Annotated in this window: 21 protein-coding genes; 16 read left to right on the top strand and 5 right to left on the bottom strand. The window is 62.7% G+C overall.

The window, feature by feature from the left end; translation table 11 throughout:
* The first annotated feature begins 59 nt into the window (after positions 1 to 59).
* From chlG to Q0O19_RS01135, 6 genes are all read left to right on the top strand, one after another.
* Positions 60 to 1,031 carry a chlorophyll synthase ChlG gene (chlG, locus tag Q0O19_RS01160; protein ID WP_295519210.1) on the top strand — a complete coding sequence of 324 codons (972 nt, stop codon included), beginning with the start codon at positions 60 to 62 and terminating at the stop codon, positions 1,029 to 1,031.
* Positions 1,028 to 2,416, top strand: a complete 1,389-nt coding sequence (locus tag Q0O19_RS01155; RefSeq protein WP_295519208.1) for a BCD family MFS transporter — start codon at positions 1,028 to 1,030, stop codon at positions 2,414 to 2,416. Before chlG ends, Q0O19_RS01155 begins: the two co-directional genes overlap by 4 nt.
* A complete protein-coding gene (locus Q0O19_RS01150) occupies positions 2,413 to 3,621 on the top strand; it encodes a geranylgeranyl diphosphate reductase (protein ID WP_295519205.1) in 1,209 nt (402 codons plus the stop codon). The genes Q0O19_RS01155 and Q0O19_RS01150 overlap by 4 nt, the downstream gene beginning before the upstream one ends.
* Before the next feature lie 35 nt (positions 3,622 to 3,656).
* Complete coding sequence (locus Q0O19_RS01145) at positions 3,657 to 3,836, top strand: hypothetical protein (protein WP_295519202.1); 180 nt, start codon at positions 3,657 to 3,659, stop codon at positions 3,834 to 3,836.
* A gap of 34 nt (positions 3,837 to 3,870) precedes the next feature.
* Positions 3,871 to 4,785, top strand: coding sequence for an alpha/beta fold hydrolase (locus tag Q0O19_RS01140; protein ID WP_295519199.1), 915 nt, complete (start codon positions 3,871 to 3,873; stop codon positions 4,783 to 4,785).
* Positions 4,786 to 5,092: 307 nt separating this feature from the next.
* Positions 5,093 to 5,926 (top strand): B12-binding domain-containing protein, encoded by an 834-nt coding sequence (locus Q0O19_RS01135; RefSeq protein WP_295519196.1) that lies wholly within the window; start codon positions 5,093 to 5,095, stop codon positions 5,924 to 5,926.
* A gap of 36 nt (positions 5,927 to 5,962) precedes the next feature.
* On the opposite strand, the gene bchO is transcribed toward Q0O19_RS01135, so the two are convergent.
* The 4 genes from bchO to Q0O19_RS01115 all read right to left on the bottom strand — a co-directional run bounded on the left by bchO (position 5,963) and on the right by Q0O19_RS01115 (position 10,538).
* Positions 5,963 to 6,856 (bottom strand): alpha/beta fold hydrolase BchO, encoded by an 894-nt coding sequence (gene bchO, locus Q0O19_RS01130; protein ID WP_295519194.1) that lies wholly within the window; start codon positions 6,854 to 6,856, stop codon positions 5,963 to 5,965.
* Positions 6,857 to 6,863: 7 nt separating this feature from the next.
* Complete coding sequence (locus Q0O19_RS01125; protein ID WP_295519192.1) at positions 6,864 to 8,744, bottom strand: magnesium chelatase subunit D; 1,881 nt, start codon at positions 8,742 to 8,744, stop codon at positions 6,864 to 6,866.
* Positions 8,745 to 8,757: 13 nt separating this feature from the next.
* On the bottom strand, positions 8,758 to 9,783 hold the full coding sequence (bchI, locus tag Q0O19_RS01120) for a magnesium chelatase ATPase subunit I (RefSeq protein ID WP_295519189.1): 1,026 nt from the start codon (positions 9,781 to 9,783) through the stop codon (positions 8,758 to 8,760).
* A 164-nt stretch (positions 9,784 to 9,947) separates the two neighbouring features.
* Positions 9,948 to 10,538, bottom strand: a complete 591-nt coding sequence (locus Q0O19_RS01115) for an NnrU family protein (RefSeq protein WP_295519186.1) — start codon at positions 10,536 to 10,538, stop codon at positions 9,948 to 9,950.
* Between the two features lie 234 nt (positions 10,539 to 10,772).
* Between Q0O19_RS01115 and Q0O19_RS01110 the strand changes: the two genes are divergently transcribed.
* The 10 genes from Q0O19_RS01110 (at position 10,773) to ccmI (ending at position 18,439) form a co-directional block, all read left to right on the top strand.
* Positions 10,773 to 11,057: a high-potential iron-sulfur protein gene (locus Q0O19_RS01110; RefSeq protein WP_295519331.1), complete on the top strand. Its 285-nt coding sequence runs from the start codon at positions 10,773 to 10,775 to the stop codon at positions 11,055 to 11,057.
* Positions 11,058 to 11,253: 196 nt separating this feature from the next.
* A complete protein-coding gene (gene ccmA, locus Q0O19_RS01105; RefSeq protein ID WP_295519183.1) occupies positions 11,254 to 11,910 on the top strand; it encodes a cytochrome c biogenesis heme-transporting ATPase CcmA in 657 nt (218 codons plus the stop codon).
* Entirely contained in the window at positions 11,907 to 12,626 is a 720-nt protein-coding gene (gene ccmB / locus Q0O19_RS01100) for a heme exporter protein CcmB (protein WP_295519181.1), read from the top strand. The genes ccmA and ccmB overlap by 4 nt, the downstream gene beginning before the upstream one ends.
* A 13-nt stretch (positions 12,627 to 12,639) precedes the next feature.
* Complete coding sequence (ccmC, locus tag Q0O19_RS01095; protein ID WP_295519179.1) at positions 12,640 to 13,398, top strand: heme ABC transporter permease CcmC; 759 nt, start codon at positions 12,640 to 12,642, stop codon at positions 13,396 to 13,398.
* Positions 13,395 to 13,589 (top strand): heme exporter protein CcmD, encoded by a 195-nt coding sequence (ccmD, locus tag Q0O19_RS01090; protein WP_295519176.1) that lies wholly within the window; start codon positions 13,395 to 13,397, stop codon positions 13,587 to 13,589. The genes ccmC and ccmD overlap by 4 nt, the downstream gene beginning before the upstream one ends.
* Positions 13,586 to 14,032 (top strand): cytochrome c maturation protein CcmE, encoded by a 447-nt coding sequence (gene ccmE, locus Q0O19_RS01085; RefSeq protein WP_295519174.1) that lies wholly within the window; start codon positions 13,586 to 13,588, stop codon positions 14,030 to 14,032. The genes ccmD and ccmE overlap by 4 nt, the downstream gene beginning before the upstream one ends.
* 27 nt (positions 14,033 to 14,059) lie before the next feature.
* On the top strand, positions 14,060 to 16,063 hold the full coding sequence (locus tag Q0O19_RS01080; protein ID WP_295519171.1) for a heme lyase CcmF/NrfE family subunit: 2,004 nt from the start codon (positions 14,060 to 14,062) through the stop codon (positions 16,061 to 16,063).
* Positions 16,060 to 16,677, top strand: coding sequence for a DsbE family thiol:disulfide interchange protein (locus Q0O19_RS01075; RefSeq protein ID WP_295519169.1), 618 nt, complete (start codon positions 16,060 to 16,062; stop codon positions 16,675 to 16,677). Before Q0O19_RS01080 ends, Q0O19_RS01075 begins: the two co-directional genes overlap by 4 nt.
* Positions 16,677 to 17,177, top strand: a complete 501-nt coding sequence (locus Q0O19_RS01070; protein ID WP_295519328.1) for a cytochrome c-type biogenesis protein — start codon at positions 16,677 to 16,679, stop codon at positions 17,175 to 17,177. Before Q0O19_RS01075 ends, Q0O19_RS01070 begins: the two co-directional genes overlap by 1 nt.
* Positions 17,177 to 18,439: a c-type cytochrome biogenesis protein CcmI gene (ccmI, locus tag Q0O19_RS01065; RefSeq protein ID WP_295519168.1), complete on the top strand. Its 1,263-nt coding sequence runs from the start codon at positions 17,177 to 17,179 to the stop codon at positions 18,437 to 18,439. The genes Q0O19_RS01070 and ccmI overlap by 1 nt, the downstream gene beginning before the upstream one ends.
* Before the next feature lie 61 nt (positions 18,440 to 18,500).
* Here the strand turns inward: ccmI and Q0O19_RS01060 are convergent.
* On the bottom strand, positions 18,501 to 18,653 hold a 153-nt coding region (locus Q0O19_RS01060; protein WP_295519325.1), incomplete at its 5' end, for a uroporphyrinogen decarboxylase family protein.

Genomic DNA, 18,653 nt, shown 5'->3' with positions numbered 1-18,653 from the left:
TGTTGACGATTAGTGTCAATCCTAGTTGACATTTAAAAAAGCCTCTCCACAATGGGGGCATGGACACTTCGCCACTGGCCCAGGCCAACCCACCCCAGGCAGCTCGTGCTGACGCGGACGCGGCCTTACGCCGTCGGCCTGAACTGCGCACGGTGGCCGAACTTCTCAAGCCCATCACCTGGTTTCCCCCGATGTGGGCTTTCGCCTGCGGCGCGGTGGCTTCCGGTCAGTCAATCACCGCGAACTGGGGCTTGCTGCTGTTGGGCTTGGTGCTGACAGGTCCCTTGGTCTGCGCAAGCAGTCAAGCCGTGAACGATTGGTTTGACAGGCATGTGGACGCCATCAACGAACCCCATCGACCCATCCCCTCAGGCCGCATGCCGGGGCGCTGGGGTTTGGGCATTGCCGTCGCTTGGACGCTTTTGTCATTGCTGTGGGCAACGCTCATGGGGCCATGGGGTTTTGCGGCTTGTGCACTGGCCATTGCGCTGTCCTGGGGCTACAGCGCGCCCCCTGTGCGTCTGAAAAACAATGGCTGGTGGGGCAACGCCGCCTGCGCTTTGAGTTATGAGGGCTTGGCTTGGCTCACAGGCACAGCCGTGATGCTCGGTGGGGCTTGGCCCGGTCCGCATTCGGTGGCGCTGGCCTTGCTGTACAGCGTGGGCGCCCACGGCATCATGACGCTGAACGATTTCAAGGCCATGGAGGGCGACCGCCGCATGGGTGTGGCCTCGTTGCCGGTGCAGTTGGGTGCCCACGGCGCAGCGCGCATGGCCTGCCTGTTCATGATGGTGCCGCAAGCGGTCGTGGCTGTGCTGTTGGCCTATTGGCAACTGCCATGGCACGCCTGCGCTGTTTTGGCCTTGGCCGTTTTGCAAGGGCCATTGATGGCCCAATTTCTACGTCAACCGGTGGAACGTGCCCTGCATGTCTCGGCCTTTGGCGTGCCGCTGTTTGTCAGCGGCATGATGGTCAGTGCCTGGGGGTTGCGCCAGATGGCGCTGTTGCAACACACCGTGGGGGTCTCATGAGCACAAACTCAAGCGCATCCATGTTTGGCTGGTTTCAGATCGTCCGCTTGGGCCTGATTCAAGCCTGTTTGGGCGCGGTGGTGGTGGTGACCACCTCCACGCTCAACCGCATCATGGTGGTGGAGTTGGCCTTGCCGGCCTTGCTGCCGGGGTTTTTGGTGGCTTGGCATTACGCGGTTCAAATGGTGCGCCCGCGCATGGGCTTTGGTGCTGACAAGGGCCGCCGAAGCACGCCCTGGATGATGGGCGGAATGCTGGTGCTGGGCGCAGGGGGCTTCATGGCCGCATGGGCCACGGTGTGGATGGCCTCCGAGCCGTTTTACGGGGCATTGATGGCCTGGTTCTCCTTCAGCCTGATTGGTTTGGGCGTGAGCGCTTGTGGCACCTCGCTCTTGGCCTTGATGGCCAAGCGCGTGCCCGACGAGCGCCGTGCGCCCGCGGCCACCGCGGTGTGGCTGATGATGATTGTCGGCTTTGCCGTCACCGCGGGGGTGGTGGGCAAGCTGATCGACCCTTACAGCCCGCAGGTGTTGTTGCAGGTCTCGGCAGGACTGAGTGTGGTCACCGCCATCATCACGGCGGTGTGCTTGTGGGGCCTTGAAAAGGGCAGTGGTTCGACACAGGCGGTTGAAGTGCCGACCCACGAAAGCAACGAACGGTTGCAAAAGCAAGATTTCAAAGCAGCCTTCAAAGAAGTGTGGGCCGATCCGGCGGCACGCACATTCACCGTGTTCGTGTTCATGTCCATGCTGGCTTACAACGCACAAGATTTGATTTTGGAGCCCTTTGCGGGCGCAGTGCATGGCTTCACGCCGGGGCAAACCACGCAGCTCTCGGGCTGGCACCACATGGGGGTCTTGATCGGCATGTTGGCCGTCGCCGGGGCCGGGTCGCGTTGGATGGCCGGGCGCTTGGGTTCGGTGCAGGCTTGGATGGTGGGCGGTTGTCTGTTTTCTGCTCTGGCCACCCTGGGCTTGGTCAGTTCTGCCCTGTCGGCCGTGTCTCCTGAGGTTTTGCCGCTCAAAGCCAATGTGGTGTTTTTGGGGGTGGCCAATGGCGCGTTCTCGATCGCCGCGATCGCCACCATGATGCGCTTGGCAGGTGAGGGCGGCGCGGGTCGCGAAGGCACACGCATGGGTTTGTGGGGCGCGGCGCAAGCGGCGGCCTTTGGCTTGGGCGGTTTGCTCGGCACGGCCGCCAGCGACCTGGCCCATGCGCTCTTGGGTGAACAGCGCGCGGCCTATGCCGCCGTGTTTGCCTTGCAAGGGCTGATGTTTGCGGTGTCGGCGGTGGTGGCTTTGCGCCTGCGTCCAGGCCCAGCTGCGCCACGCACGCCGATGCGTTTTGACAGTCCCGTAATGCTGAAAGGTGGGTCAAGCTCATGAACCAAACCGATTTTGATTTTGTGGTGGTGGGAGGCGGGCCTTCCGGGGCCACCGCAGCCCACGATTTGGTGCGCCAAGGCTGGCGCGTGTTGCTCTTGGACCGCCAAGGCCGCACCAAACCCTGCGGCGGCGCGATCCCGCCGCGCCTGATCAAGGACTTCGACATCCCCGACCACCTGCTGGTGGCCAAGGTGCGATGCGCCCGCATGATCTCGCCCGCCGACAACCAGGTGGACATTCCCATCGACAACGGTTTTGTGGGCATGGTGGACCGCGATGAGTTTGACGAATTTTTACGCGAACGCGCCGCCCAATCGGGTGCCGTGCGCCGTCAGGCCATCTTTGACAAGCTCGAGCATGACGACAGCGGTCAGTTGTGGGTGCAGTTCACCCCGGTCACCTCCAAAGAGCACGCTGCGCTGGAGCACGCCAAGCCGGTCAAGGTCTCTACCCGCATGGTGGTGGGGGCCGATGGTGCGCGTTCTGAAGTCGCGCGCCAGGCCATTCCCAATGCGCACAAAACCAAGTACGTCTTTGCCTACCACGAGATCATCGAGTCGCCCGTGGGTCAGCCCGGCTACGACGCGGCGCGCTGTGACGTGTACTACCAAGGCGAGGTCTCGCCCGACTTTTACGGTTGGGTCTTTCCGCACGGCAAAACCATGAGCGTGGGCATGGGCAGCGCCGACAAGGGCTATTCATTGCGCAGTGCCACAGCACGTTTGCGCGCCATCGCAGGCCTGACCGATGCGCCCACTTTGCGCCGCGAGGGTGCGCCCATTCCGCTCAAACCCTTGCCCCAGTGGGACAACGGCCGCGACGTGGTGGTGATCGGTGACGCCGCAGGCGTGGTGGCTCCCTCGTCGGGTGAAGGCATTTACTACGCCATGGACTGCGCCCGGCGTGTGGCGCAAGCCGCGCACCAGGCGCTCCAAACCGGCAACAGCGCTTGCCTGAAACAAGGCCGCAAGAGCTTCATGAAGCAGCACGGCCGCGTGTTTTGGATTCTGGGTGTGATGCAGTACTTCTGGTACCAGAACGACCGCCGTCGCGAGAAATTCGTCAAGATCTGCGAAGACCGCGATGTGCAGCGCCTGACTTTTGAGTCCTACATGAACAAGGAACTGGCCCGCAAGGACCCGATGGCTCATGTGCGCATTTTCTTCAAGGACATGGCGCACCTGCTGGGGCTGGCGCGGACCTGATTGTCAAAAACGGATGTTTGAGCAGGAGTGCGGACATGCAGTCTTCTTTGATGGCCACGATTTTCTTGTGCATGACGGGTCTTTGCGGGGCTGCCTGTTGGTGGCTGGATCGGAAAATGCTGCGGCTGTCCGACACCTTGCGCGACACCTACAAACTGGGTCTGATGATCGTCTACGGGTTGCAAATGGTGTTGTTGCTGATGTTTGCCATTTGACCGTGGCAAGGTCCACGGAGGTGGACTGCAGCGCATGAAAAGGCTTGGACTCATGCTGATGTTGACGGTATTGGCACTGCTGACTTGGGGCTTGTGGACGCCTGACTTGCCACGCGCTGAATTGGAGTCCCGCTACCTTGAGGCCCGATCTGATGAGCGAACAGTGGGGCCATGGCATTTGCATCTGCGTGACAGCGGCCCGCGGCAGGCGCCGGCCGTGGTTTTTCTGCATGGCTTTGGCGCCAGCTTGCAAACCTGGGATGCTTGGTCACCGGGCCTGATGAAAACGCACCGCGTGATTCGCTTTGATTTGCCTGGCAGCGGCCTGAGCCCGCCCGATCCCGCCAACGACTACACCGATGCGCGCAGCCTGCAACTGCTGCTCCATGTGTTGGACGACTTGGGCCTGTCGCGCGCCACGCTGGTGGGCCATTCGATGGGTGGACGCATCGCCTGGACCTTTGCAGCCCAACACCCTGAGCGCACCGAACGGCTGGTGCTGGTGGCGCCAGATGGCTTTGCCAGCGAAGGCTTTGAATACGGCAAACCACCGCAAGTGCCCGCGATCATGGGTTGGATGCGCCATGTGCTGCCCCAATTTGTGTTGCGCATGAACCTGAAAAGCGCCTACGCACAAGCCGACTTTTTGAGCGATGCGCTGACCACGCGTTACCACGAACTCTTGCTCGCGCCGGGTGCGCGTGGGGCCATGCTGGAGCGCTTGAAGCAAACCGTTTTGCAAGATCCCGTGCCGCTGTTGCGCCAAATCAAAGCCCCCACTTTGCTGGTTTGGGGGGAGGCCGATGCCATCATTCCATCGAGCAACGCCCGCGACTACCTGCTGGCGATAGAGGGCAGCCGCCTGTTTTTAAGTCCGGGGGCAGGGCATTTGCCGCACGAGGAAGCCGCAGAGGTCTCGCTGCAGGCCGTGGTCGATTTTTTGCGTTGACCCCTCTTTGCGGCTGTGCAAAGTGCCATTTCTCGGGCTGCTTTCTTGACTTTGGGGGCCTTTGGTACGGTTGTACCGCCTGATTTCTGAACTGCGAATTTCAAAAAATACGTTTAAATCACACGGTGAGACCCTTTAAATGTAATTCTTAGGAATTCATACCAAGGGTTTCTCATGCTTGTTGATCCAGGTCAAAAATTTTATAAACGCATTTCAGCAGCGGACCGGCAAGCTATCTCGCTGGCGAATTGACGCCCCGGTTTTCACCTTTACCCAAGTTGACACGCTCGTGCTGCAAGGAACGCTCATGTCTGAGTTCAGTGGTTTCCCTGACAAATCCAATGGTTTGCAGCGGTCATCCAGCCTGCGGGATGAATGCAAAGACTCCTTGTTGGCCGTGGTCGAGGAGCAGATCATTCCGCGGCTGCTCAATGTGCAGCAGTTTTTCACGGCCAAGACCATCGCCGTGACCGATGAAATCTTGAACTCAGAGCAACCAGAATTCGAGGCTTTCACGCAGCACTGCCTGAAGGGCGATGCCTTGAAGGCGAACCAGATCGTGGACGCGCTGAGTGATCGCGGGTTGGCGAACGACCGCATCTTTTTGGAACTGATCACCCCCGCCGCACGCCATTTGGGGGCCTTGTGGGACCAAGACCTGTGCGATTTCACCCAAGTGACCTGCGGCTTGGCGATGATGCACCAGATGATTTACAGGCTGGGTTACGAGTCGCCTGCCGGTCAAAATGCAGTAGGCGCGAGCGAGCGGGTCATGCTGGCCTGTGCGCCGGGCTCGCAGCATTTCCTCGGTTTGACCATCGTGGCCGACTTCTTTCGCCAAGCGGGCTCCGAAGTGGTGCTCGAAATCTCCTCTTCCGAATCCGAACTGCTGCGGGCCGTGGCGAATGAATGGTTTGACGTGGTGGGCATCTCGGTCGCCTTGGAGACGCAACTCCCAAAACTGCCTGACTTGATTGCCCACCTGCGCGCCAACTCGGGCAACCCCAAAGTCCGCGTGGTTTTGGGCGGTCCGATCTTCTTGATCCACGATTTCAGCCCCGACAACTTGGGGGCGGATGCCATTTTCACGGATGCCCGCGAGGCCGTTGGTGCGGTTCAGCGTTTGGTGCGTGCCGGCTGATTGCGGCTGAACGGCGATCCGTGACCCCTGCTTTCATCAGGGGGTACACCATTTCAAAATTTGTTGCGCTGTGCCTATCGGGTCTTGTTCATGGGCCAAATGGCCAAGACCGGGCTGCAACTGTTGCCGCGCTTGGGGCAGGCGCTGGCAGGCTTGGACGGCCAAGGCCGGGGGAACGGTCAGGTCTTGCGCGCCGATGTGCATGAACACCGGGTTCCGAATCTCGTGCAACCGCGCAGCCAGAGGCTTGAGCCGCCAAGCCGCCATCATCGACAGCACGCCGTGCACATGCCCCGAGTTGCTGAGCACACGGGTGTAAAGATCGACCCCTTGGGCATCGAGCACCGAACCGGTGCGCAAAAGCCACTCCGCCACGGCCCCGGGTTTGGCCGCCAGTTTGGCGGTGGCCCAGGCCGACAGGGGGTTGAGTGCCACCAGTTTGGCCGCCGGTCCGAACAACCATGAAGCCACGCCGGGCAGCGGCAGCCAAGCCGGATTCAATCCGATCAAGGTGCTGCGCGCAGCGCTGTCAAAGTGCAGCGCCATGTGCGCCGCAATGGCGGCGCCTGCCGAGTGGCCCACGATCACCTGGGGAGTGAGCTTGAGTTGCAACATCAGCGCGCGCAGGCCTTCGGCCATGCCGGGCAGCGACAGTGCGCCCTGCGGCCCTCGGCTGGTGAAGGCGTGGCCGGGCAGGTCGGGTGCCACCACGGTGAAATGTGGGGCAAGTTCGGGCAGCAGGCCGCGCCAGCTGAAACTGCCCGAGCCTGTGCCATGCAACAGCAGCATGCACGGGCCTTGGCCCATGTGCTGCACATGCCACTGGATGCCCCCCGCTTGCACCCAACGGCTGTGCTGCGCATGCGGCCAGATGCTGGGCTGGGCTTGGTGATCGGCCCAGGCCATGCCGGGGTAAAAGCTTTCAAACATGGCCGTTTTAGGCTTGGGGGCTGCGTACGCGTTCGATGGCGTGTGCCATGCGCTGCGACTGAACCTGCGGCATGGGCAGGTAGCTGGCACCCATGGTGGTGGCCAGTTGCTGCGCTTGCACGTCGGGCTGCAAGGACGTGTCGATCCAAAGTGCCCGGTGGCCACTGAGGCGCCAGAGCTGCCCCCAGTTTTGCGCATCGCTTTGCGCCTGAGCGCGGCCACCCAGGCCTTGCAGCGTGACGTTGGCGCGGCCATCGCTGAGCACCACCAAAATGGGTGTCACACCTTGCCGTTGCAACTGGGCCGCTTGTTCGTGCGCCATTTTCAGGGCCAAGGCCAAGGGCGTTCCGCCGCCACCGGGCAGGCCGGTCATGGCGCGTTTGGCGCGAACCAGCGAGCGGGTCATGGGCAACAGCAATTGGGCTTGAGCGCCCCGAAACGCCACGATGCAGACACTGTCGCGCCGGGCATAAGACTGCTGCAGCAGCAACTCGACGGCGCCTTTGGCTTCGGCCAATCTTTGCAACGCAGCCGAGCCCGAAGCGTCGAGCGCGAGGATCAGGCAGCTGGAGGCGCGCTGTTGGTAGCGCTGAATGTGGAAGTCTTCGGCGCGGATGGCCACGCGGCCGGTGCTGTGCGTTTGTCGCAGCCCTTGTTTGGGCGCGGCGGCACGCAAGGTGGCCAGCACATGCAGGCGCGCTTGACCGCCGGGGCGGCCGGGGCGAGGGGGCAGGGGGCGGCCCCGTTGTGAGCCTGAGCGGGTCTGGCCGCTGCGCCCGGAGGTGTTGTGGCTGGCCGCGCCCTGGCTTGTCATCAGCTTGTCGAGCATGTGCGGCGGCAAGCAGGCCAGGGCAGCAGCGACCATCATCTCTTGAAGGTCTTCGGCGCTGGGTTCGGCGTTCGGCTCGGGCGGTGGGCCGGGGTCTTGGTTGGCGTCGGTTTGGGATTCAGCGTCGTTGTCGGGCGCTTTACCGGGGTCTTGGGGCGGCTCAGACGGGGTGGTGTTTTCGGGTGGCGCGGTCTCAGGGGGAGGCTGTTCGGCAGACGGTTCAGAGGGCCATTGTGTGGCGCGCGGGGCCAGCACGCAGCGGGCCGCAAAGCCCAGGTCGTCGGCGTCCAGCGTGCTGCGTCCATTCAGTGCCGCATGGCCGCAGGCCACGCGCAGCGCCAAGCTGGGTACGCGCAGAGAAGCAATGCCCAGGCCCATCGCTGCCGCGCACAGCGCTTGCATGTGGTCGTCGCTCGCTTGCACCTGCGGGAGGCGTTCACGGGCGCGTGCCCAGGCGCCAGGGCTGAGGCGCACGTTCGGGTCGCCGCCGCTCTCAAGGGGCGCTGCATTGCAGGTGGCCCAGTCCGCGTGGATGTCGGTGGGCGAGAGTTCATGCAGGTCCAGCCACACGCCCAGGCGCTCGGCCAAGGCCACGCCCACACCGGGTTCATCGGGCAAAGATTCGTCCAAAGCCACCACGCCAAATCGGGTGGTGGTGGCCTCGGTGCTGTGCCGGGTGGGCGGCACCTGGCCTTGTTCCAAGGCTTGCACCAAAGGGGCCAGCAGCGCGGGCGACAAGCGCTCGGCCATCGGCAGGCACACCAAGCCTTGGTCGGCCTGTTGCAGCAGGCCTGCTTGCATCTGCAGCTGGCCGGTTTGCAAGGTATGGGCCAGGTCGATGCCGCCCAGCAGCCGCTCGCTGTCGACCGAGCCAGGGACTTTGATCAGGGCGAGGCCCAGACTGGCCAGTGCATGTAGCCAGCGCTCGCGCACGGGGCCGTGTGGCGCGCTCAGACGCACGCCGCCAAAACCGTGGGGGTCCAGTTGCAACAACTGCAAGGCGGTCAGCGCATCGTTCCAGCGCTCCATGGGTTCGGCTTGTGCGACTTCTCGGTTCATGCGCGCAGCACGGTCAGGCGGCCAGCACTTCTTGCACGCTGCGTTGCACCCGAGCACCCGAGTCGGTGTCGTCCAGCGGGTTGCGGCGCAGGCGGTGGCGCAAGGCCAAGGGGGCCATGCTTTGCAGGTGCTCTGGCTTGACGGCGCTGTGGCCTTGCAGCGCGGCATAGGCGCGGGTGGCGCGCAGTAAGGTGAGCTCAGCGCGCAGCCCGTCGGTGCCCAGCTGTTGACATAGGCGTGCGCACAGCATGAGCATCTCGTCGCTCACCTGCACTTGGTCGAGCAGCTCACGCGCTTTGAGGATGCGCTTTTGCAGCTTTTGGTTGTCCTTGTGCCACAGCGCCTTGAAGGCGGCAGGGTCTTTGTCGAAGGCGTCGCGGCGTTTGATGATGCTCACGCGCAGGGCCAGGTCTTGCGGCGTGCGCACTTGGACCGAGAGACCAAAACGGTCCAGCAATTGGGGGCGCAACTCGCCTTCTTCGGGGTTGCCACTGCCCACCAGCACAAAGCGGGCGGGGTGGCGCACGCTCAGGCCCTCGCGTTCGACCAGGTTTTCGCCCGAGGCGGCCACGTCGATCAAGAGGTCCACCAGGTGGTCGTCCAGCAGGTTGACCTCGTCGATGTACAAAAATCCGCGGTGCGCCTGGGCCAGCAACCCGGGGGCGAAGGATTTGACGCCTTGTGAGAGGGCTTTTTCCAGGTCAAGCGCGCCAACCACCCGGTCTTCTGTGGCGCCCAAAGGCAGGTCGACCACGGCCACCGGTTGGCGCTCAGCCACGACTTTGCTTTTCGGGTCCCGGGCTTGGCACACCGGGCAGGCACCTGCAGGTTTGGCAGGATCACATCGGTAGGGGCAGCCCTTGACCACATGGAGGGGCGGCAGCAAGTCGGCCAAGGCGCGCACGGCCGTGGATTTGCCGGTGCCCCGGTCACCCAGCACCAACACCCCACCAATGGAGGGGTCGACCGCCACCACCTGGATGGCGAGGGTCATTTCATCTTGACCAACGATGGCCGCGAAAGGGAAGGTCAATGCCATAAAGGGCGTTCCGCAAAGCTGTTCTCAGCCCATCATCCAAAAGACACGCCAAAGTGTCAAGTTAAATTTACACATGACCTCAGATTTGGGCTGCGAATGCGTCCGGTTTGTCGGGGCTGCCAGGGCTTTCTCCGCTGGGCATTTCTGGCAGCGCCGCGCCATGCTCAGCCAGCGCGTGTGAAGGGCATGACGCCCACCAACCACAGGTGCAACCCGCCCATGAGGAACGCGGCCCAAATGCCCGTGCCCACCAACACCGCCAACAGCGTGCCCAGTGGTTTGCCCTCAGGTGCGCTGAGCAGACTCAGGCGATCGCGTTGGCGCGCTGCGCGAAAAACCAGCACCGACCAGGCCAGGAAGGCACCAAACAAGAGCACATCGGCCAGGTTGCCATTCGCCAGTAAATGCCCCAGTGCCCAGACTTTGACGGACAAGGTCATGGGGTGGCGCAGTTTGGCCTTGATCTGGTTGCCGGGCACATAACTGGCCGCCAGCAACACCATGGCCACCCACATCAGCAACAAGGTGGCGTGCTGCATGCCGCGGGGCGGCGTCCACAGCACCAAGGGGTCTAGGCGCGCTTGGCCATAGCCTTGCACCAGCAGATACAGACCCAACAAAGAAATGGCGGTGTAGATGCCCTTGAAACCCAAAGGGCCCCAGCGCTTGATGGCGCTTTGCCGCATGTTGGGGGCGATGCTTTGCAGGGAGTGGATGCCCAAAAACAGGGCCAGACCGATGATGAGTTGCCACATGTCAATACCTTTGCAAGACAGAGCGAGAGTGCAATGCATTCTGACACGGCTGTGTCCATCGTGATTGACATTTTAATCACAGGGATTTCCTGTGTGATTTGCTCAGGTATCGGGTTTGGGGTGACAGGGTGACTGATGTGGCGCACAATGAACTGTCCAGTATTTTCTGGCTATCTCTTTCTGGAGCTGTCCATGCCACGTTTTGCCCATTCCACTTCGACCCGCCGCGTATTCATGATGCAGGTGGCAACGGCCGCCACCGCAGTTTTGGCCGTCAGCGAAGCTTCCGCCCAAGCCATGGTGGATGAAAAAGACCCTCAGGCTGTGGGCTTGGCTTACAAAGCCGATGCCACCAAAGTGGACAAGGCCAAGAATCCCAAGTACGCCGCGGGCAACAACTGCGCCAATTGTGCTTTGTACCAAGCCAAGGCGGGTGCTGCAGCCGGTGGTTGCCCTCTGTTTGCAGGCAAGCAAGTGTCTGCCAAAGCCTGGTGCTCGGCTTGGGCCAAAAAAGGCTGATCTTTACAGCTCTTTCTGGGCAAGCAACGCCTTGCCCAAACCGCAAAACCGCCCTTGGGCGGTTATTTTGCGGCCCTTGGGTATTGTGAAGTTAAGGTTTACCCTGATTTCCCCGCCTTCGTCCGGTCTTTGGCTACACAAAGTGTCAATCTGACATTACACTTTGCTTTGTCTTCAACCGACCGGAAAGCCCTTCATGGCCTCTTGGGTGCTCACAGCGATGGACCTGGCCTGCCAAAAGGCCCACCGAACACTGTTCGAGGGCGTCAGCTTTTCCGTTCCGGCAGGCAGCTGGTTGCACATCGAAGGCGGTAATGGCTGCGGTAAATCCAGTCTGTTGCGCATCCTGTGCGGACTTTCTCCGGCAGCACGCGGTCAGGTGATCTGGCCCACATCCGACCCCACGCGCCCCACCGCATCGTCCAACCCGCGACCTGATCGGTCGGTATTGCATTACATCGGACATGCCTTGGGCCTCAAGCCCGATCTGAGTGCGTGTGACAACCTCTGCTTCGACGCCCAAGTGGGTGGCTTGCCATTGAGCCGCGATCAAGCCATGCAGTCGCTGGCCGCGCAGGGCCTGCAAAGCCGTGCGCATTTGCCTGTGCGCGTGTTGTCGCAAGGCCAGCGCCAGGGCGTCGCGCTGGCACGCCTGCGCACCAGCGCGGCGCGGCTGTGGGTCTTGGACGAACCGCTGGTCGGCCTGGACGCCCAAGCCACGGCCACGGCCCGCGCCTTGCTGCAGTCTCATGTGGACGCAGGCGGCGCGCTGGTCATGACCAGCCACCACGATGTGCAGCTGCAAGGCCCCGGCGCGCGGCTGCAGTTGAGCCGTGAGGTGAAGCGGCCATGAACGCCCAGGCTGTCCTCTCCCCGGCCTTGCCGCCGGTACTGCCCAGCCCTTGGATCGCCCTTCAGGGGGTGATTCGGCGCGATCTGCGCTTGGCTTTGCGGCGCAAATCGGAGTGGTTGGGGGCGGTGTTTTTTCTCGTGGTGGTGGCCGCCTTGTTTCCGCTGGCCATTGGCCCCGAGCCTGCCACGCTGCACTTGATTGGACCCGGCGTGCTGTGGGTTGCGGCCTTGCTGGCCAGCATGCTCAGTTTGGGCCGCCTATTCGATGCCGACCACCAGGACGGCAGCCTGGAGCAGTTGGCTTTGTCGGCCGCACCGTTGTCATGGGTGGTGGTGGCCAAGTTGTTGGCGCATTGGTTGGTTTCCGGTCTGCCTTTGGTCTTGTTGTCGCCCCTATTGGGTGTGCAGTTTGGCTTGGGGTCTGAAGCCTTGGCCATGCTGGCCCTGACGCTGTTGATTGGCACGCCTGTGCTGTCTTTGCTGGGCGCAATCGGTGCCGCCCTCACTTTGGGCGTGCGCGGTGGCGGGGTGCTGCAGTCGCTGTTGCTCCTGCCCTTGTATGTTCCAGTCTTGGTGTTTGGTACGGGAGCGGTCGATGCGCAGATGCGCGGCTTGGGTGCAGAGGCCCATGTCTCGGTCTTGCTGGCGCTGTTGTTGGGCTGCGCCGCTTTCAGTCCCTGGGCATGTGCGGCCGCTTTGCGTCTGGCGCTGGAATGAAGAGAACCGATCCATGAAGCTCTTTCACTACGCCGCGCCGCAGCATTTTTACCCCTTGGCCGGTCGCTTGTGGCCTTGGCTGGCGCTCTTGGCCAGTGCCTTGGCAATCGCGGGTTTGTGGGTGGGCTTCATGCTCGCACCGCCCGATGCGCAGCAGGGCCAGGCCTACCGCATCATTTACATCCACGTGCCCGTGTCCTGGATGGCCATGGTCATTTACTTGGCCATGGCGTTTTGGAGTGTGTTGGGCCTGGTGTTCAACACGCGTTTGTCCGGCCTGATGACGCGGGCGCTCGCGCCCACCGGTGCTTTGCTGGCGTTTTTATCGCTGTGGACCGGAGCCTTGTGGGGCAAGCCGATGTGGGGAACCTATTGGGTGTGGGACGCGCGGCTGACCTCGATGCTGATTTTGCTGTTTTTGTATTTGGGCTACATCGCATTGACCTCGGCCATCGAAGACCCGCGCCGCTCCGACCGGGCAGGCGCCTTGGTGGCGCTGGTGGGCGCCGTCAACGTGCCCATCATTTACTTTTCGGTCAAGTGGTGGAACACCTTGCACCAGGGGGCTTCGGTTTCGCTCACGCAGTCGCCGCGCATGGCCAGCATCATGCTGACCGGCATGCTCTTGATGAGTCTGGCGGTTTGGTTGTACGCGATGGCCATCGCCTTGTGGCGTGTGCGCAGCTTGATTTTGGAGCGCGACAGCCATGCGGTCTGGGTTCAACAACTGCCTGAGGTGCTGGCGCACCGCACTCTGAGAGGTGCCGCATGATCTGGTCGAGCGCGAACGAATTTTGGGCCATGGGCGGCTACGGCGTCTATGTGTGGGGCAGCTTGGGCGGGAGTGCAGCCCTTCTGGCGTTGGAAGTGTGGCTCGCGCGCATGGGCCGACAGCAGGCGCTGGAGGCGGTGTGCGAGGCCACCGACGCTGCCGAAGATGGTCAGACAGGAGCTGTCACATGAAAAGCCGCCACAAGCGAATGCTCGGGATCGGGATGGGTGTGTTGCTCTTGTGTGGCGCAGCCTATTTCGTGCTCAACGCTTTTCAGAGCAACCTGGTGTTTTTTTTCACGCCCACGCAGGTTGCAGCGGGCGAAGCACCCAAGGACGGCCATTTCAGGGTCGGGGGCTTGGTCAAGGTGGGCAGCATCCAGCGCGACGGCATGGCGGTGGCCTTTGTGGTGACCGACACGCAGCGCGAGGTACCGGTGCGCTATGTGGGCCTGTTGCCCGATTTGTTCAAAGAGGGCAAGGGCGTGGTGGCGCAAGGCCGCTTGGACGCGGGCCGTCTGTTCGTGGCCAGTGAAGTGCTGGCCAAGCACGACGAAAACTACATGCCACCCGAAGCCCAGCACGCGCTGGACGAGGCGGCCAAGGCCCGCATGGGCGCGGCGGTCATGCGATGAAACGCGCATTTTTTCAGGAGCCATCGCATGTGGCCTGAAGCAGGACACCTGGCCTTGATCATGGCGGCTTGGGTGGCTTTGGCCCAGGCGGTGCTGCCGCTGTGGGGCAGTTTGTCCTCGCGTCGATCGGGCTGGCAAGCGCTGGCCCGGCCATTGGCAGTTTTCCAGTTGGTGCTGATCGTGCTGGCCTTTGGGGCTTTGTGGCACGCGTTTTATGTGCACGATTTCAGCGTGAAATACGTGGCCCACCACTCCAACACCTTGCTGCCCACACCTTACCGTTTGTCGGCCATTTGGGCGGGGCACGAAGGCTCGCTGCTGCTGTGGGTGCTGATGCTGGCGCTGTGGTCGGTGGCGGTGGCTTTGTTTTCCAAGCGCTTGCCGCAGGCGATGGTGGCGCAGGTGCTGGGCGTGATGGGCGCGGTGTCGGTGGGCTTTTTGGTCTTCATCCTCACGCTGTCCAACCCGTTTGCGCGGCAGTTCCCGGCCCCGGCTGAGGGGCGAGATTTGACGCCTTTGCTGCAAGACCCGGGTTTGGTCATTCACCCGCCCATGCTGTACATGGGCTATGTGGGTTTGTCGGTGGCCTTTGCTTTTGCCATGGCGGCACTGATGTCGGGGCGGCTGGACGCCGCTTGGGCGCGTTGGGCGCGGCCTTGGACGGTGGCGGCCTGGGGCTTTCTGACGCTGGGCATTGCACTCGGTTCCTGGTGGGCGTACTACGAGCTGGGCTGGGGCGGTTGGTGGTTTTGGGACCCTGTGGAAAACGCTTCGCTCATGCCCTGGCTGGTGGCCACGGCACTCATTCACTCGCTGATGGTCACCGACAAGCGCGGGCAGTTCAAAGCCTGGACGGTGCTGCTGGCCATTGGCGCGTTTTCGCTCAGCTTGCTCGGGACGTTCCTGGTGCGCTCAGGTGTGCTGACCTCGGTGCACGCCTTCGCCACCGACCCGGGTCGGGGTGTTTTCATCTTGTTGTTTTTGGTCGTGGTGGTGGGCGTATCGCTGGCCTTGTTTGCATGGCGCGCACCACAGTGGGCCAATGCCTCGCAGCCGGTGGCAGGTTCGCGTGAATCCTTCTTGCTGCTCAACAGCGTGCTCTTGGTGGTGGCCATGGCGGCGGTGTTGCTGGGCACTTTGTACCCGCTCATCATCGACGCGCTGAACCTGGGCAAGCTCTCGGTCGGCCCCCCCTATTTTGACCGCGTGTTTGTGCCCCTGATGGTGCCGCTGCTTTTGGCCATGGTGCCGGGGACCGTGGTGCCTTGGCATGTGGCGCGTTGGGCGGCGCTGCGCGCGCTGCTGGTGCCGGGGGCCATGGCGCTTTTGCTGGCCAGTGCTTGGGCCACTTGGGGCGGCGCACCCGGGGTGGAGGGCAGCGTCAACACCACCAACGCGGGTGGTTGGCTCACGGTCATGGGCGGCACGCTGGGCGGCTGGATCGCGCTGTCGGGGTTTTGGCAAATCGCGCAGCGCCTGCGCTTGCCTGGGTCACCGGCTTTGGCTTGGTGGGGCATGCATGTGGCGCACTTGGGCGTGGCCGTGTTGGTGCTGGGCATCACGGGTGTCAAATCATTTCAGGTGGAGCGCGATGTGCGCCTGGGTCTGGGTGAGGCGGTCACCGTGGCGGGTGTGCGCTACCAACTGGTCAGTGTGGACAACCATTTGGGGCCGAACTACCTGGCCTTGCGCGCCCAATTCAAGCTCTTCGAAGGAGCGTCAGGTCAAGAGCAGCAAGTCGGCACGTTGAGCCCTGAAAAACGCCGCTATGTGTCGAGCGCCATGCCCATGACGGAGGCGGCGATTGACCGCAACCTGTGGCGCGACCGCTATGTGTCTTTGGGCGAACCCTTGGCAGGTGAGCCGCCGCAGTGGAGCTTCAGGATTTACCACAAGCCTTTTGTGTCGTGGATCTGGTTGGGTGCAGTGTTCATGGTGTTGGGGGGTGTTTTGGCGACTTGGGATCGGCGTTACCGACAAGCCCATGTGCCCAAAGTTCCAACCCCAATGATGGCAGGTGCCCCCTCATGAGCACACCGGTCAGGCCCAAAGCGCCAAGCCCGCGCATGCCACGCTGGGTGTATGCGCCTCTCGTGCTGTTTTTGGGCATGGTGGTCTTTTTGGCCGTGGGCCTGACGCGCAACCCACAAGAAATTCCCTCGCCGCTCATTGGGCGGCCTGCCCCCGCTTTCGAACTGCCGGTGGTCGGCGGGCCAGGCGTGTTCAGCACGGCCCAGTTTCAGGGGCAAGTGACCTTGGTCAACCTGTGGGCCACTTGGTGCGCAGGTTGTCAAGAAGAGCACCCCTTGTTGATGGCTTTGGCCCGCCAGCCTGGGCTGCAGATGTTGGGCATCAACTACAAAGAGTTGCAAGCTTCGGAGTTGTCAGGCCAAGACCCTCAAAGTCAAGCATCGGTGCAAAAAGCCACCGACCGCAGCCAGGCCTGGTTGCAAAAACACGGTCAGGCTTTTGCTGTGAACCTGCTCGACATGGATGGGCGGGTGAGTATGGATTTTGGCGTGTATGGCTTGCCCGAGACTTATCTGGTGGACCGAGAGGGTGTGGTCCGCTTCAAGCATGCAGGCGCCCTGACGCCCGACGTGGTGCAACACAAGTTGCTGCCCCTGATGAGGAGTTTGCGGTGATGCGTCGGATGCTGCATTGCTTGTTGGGCAGCCTGTGGCTCTGCTGTGCAGGTGGGGCCGCAGCCGTGCCGAGCGGGCAGGCGGCTTTGCCCGGTGTCGCCGTGCCCGTGGTGTTGCAGACCGATGCGCCCATGTCGCCCCCAATCCAGGCGCGCTGGGACCACATCGCCGCCGAGTTGCGCTGTCTGGTGTGCCAAAACGAGTCGCTGGCCTCGTCCAATGCCGAGTTGGCGGTGGACCTGCGCCGTGAAGTGCGCAGTCTGATTGAGCAAGGCCAAAGCGACGAGGCCATCCGAAGCTTTTTGGTCACCCGTTATGGCGACTTTGTGCTGTACAAGCCCGAGGTCAAACCCGTGACTTGGCTGTTGTGGTTTGGTCCCTTTGTGCTGTTGCTATTGGCTTTGCTTGTGGCGCTGCGCTTGATGCGCCGCGACCCCGTCGGGCCGGCACCCTTGACCGACAGCGAGCGCGAGCGCGTTCGCCAATTGCTGGAGTCCTGATGTCGATGTTGCCGCCCTGGCTGGGTTTGTTGTGGGTGTTGCTGCTGTTGGGTGGGCTGGGCGCTTGGGTCCTGCAGCGCGGTCTGAAAAAGCAAACGGACACCGCAGCCGGTGTCCAGGAGACTTCCGGCAAAGATGTCCAGAGCGCCAGTCTTCGGCGCATCCATCAGCAGCACCTGGCCGATCTGGACAGTGCCTGGGCCGAGGGCCGTTTGAATGCGGCTCAGCATGCCGCTGCGCGCGACGAAGTGATGCGCCATGTGCTGGCCGATGCCGCGCGCATGCCGGGCACGCTGGCTGCGACAGATCCTGTGCGCTGGGTTTGGATCGCCTTGGGTCTCGTGGCGCTCAGCGGTTTGAGCTATCTGCAATTGGGCGCGCAGCAGACCTGGTGGCCCGTGCCATTGAGTCAACGGGTGCAAATCAGCGCCAACACGCCCGATCAATGGGCCGAGCAAACCCGCGTTTGGCAACAAGCCACGCAAGCCCGACCCGAAGATGCCGAGGCTTGGTTGACTCTGGCGCGTTTGCACGCCGCCCAAAACGCGCACGGCTTGGCCGAGCAAGCCCTGGCGCGTGTGTTGGCCTTGTCGCCGGAGCCCGATTTGTGGATCGAGCGTGCCCAGATGAAAGCCTTGGCCGCAGGCGGTGTCTACGCCGGAGAGCCTTGGCAGTGGATTCAAGACGTGTTGCGCACGCAGCCGCAACACCTCAATGCCCTGGTGTTGGCGGGCAGCGCGGCCTTGTCCGAAAAACGGCTTGCGGACGCGCAAGGGTTTTGGCAGCGTGCCTTGGTGTTGGTGCCTGCCGACAGTGAGGCGGCGCAAGGCTTGCAGCAGGCCCTGGCGCTCACCTTGCCCAAAGATGCCAAGGGGAGTGCAGAGGGTGTTCAGGCGCCGGGGGCCACTGTGGCGGGTGATGCCAGGCCGGTCATTCAGGGCGAAGTCCGTGTCTCGCCCGCGCTACAACAACACATCGCTGCAGGCGCGACCTTGTTCGTTTACGCCTTGGCCGAAGAAGGTTCGCGCCGTCCGGTGGCCATCTGGCGCGGCACGCCCACATCCTGGCCAGTTTCTTTTGCTTTGAGCGACAGCATGGGCATGGGTGCGCCACCCTTGTTGTCATCGCTGGCACAGGTGCGCCTGGTGGCCCGCATCTCCAAAACCGGATCGGCACAAAAGCAAGAGGACGATTGGCAGGTGGAATTGCCCGGCGTGAAGACGGGCGTGCAAGGCGTGGTGCTGTTCATTTCGGGGCCCTGATCGCCACGGCCTTGCGGTCAGCCCCCCTGAGGGTGAGCCGTCCCTGGTCTAAGCGGCCTGCTCATTTTTGGCGCAGGGCCCGCGAATGGCTGTGCACCGCCTCGACCAGCGCCGTGACATGCTCAGGCGGGGTGAACTGGCTGATGCCGTGGCCCAGGTTGAAGATGTGCGTAGGGCCTGTGGTCGTGGGGTCGGTGTGCGGCGTGCCAAAGCT

The organism is Limnohabitans sp. Rim8, from assembly GCF_945869175.1.
GTDB lineage: Bacteria > Pseudomonadota > Gammaproteobacteria > Burkholderiales > Burkholderiaceae_C > Limnohabitans_A.
This window is presented reverse-complemented; position numbering and strand designations above follow the sequence as displayed.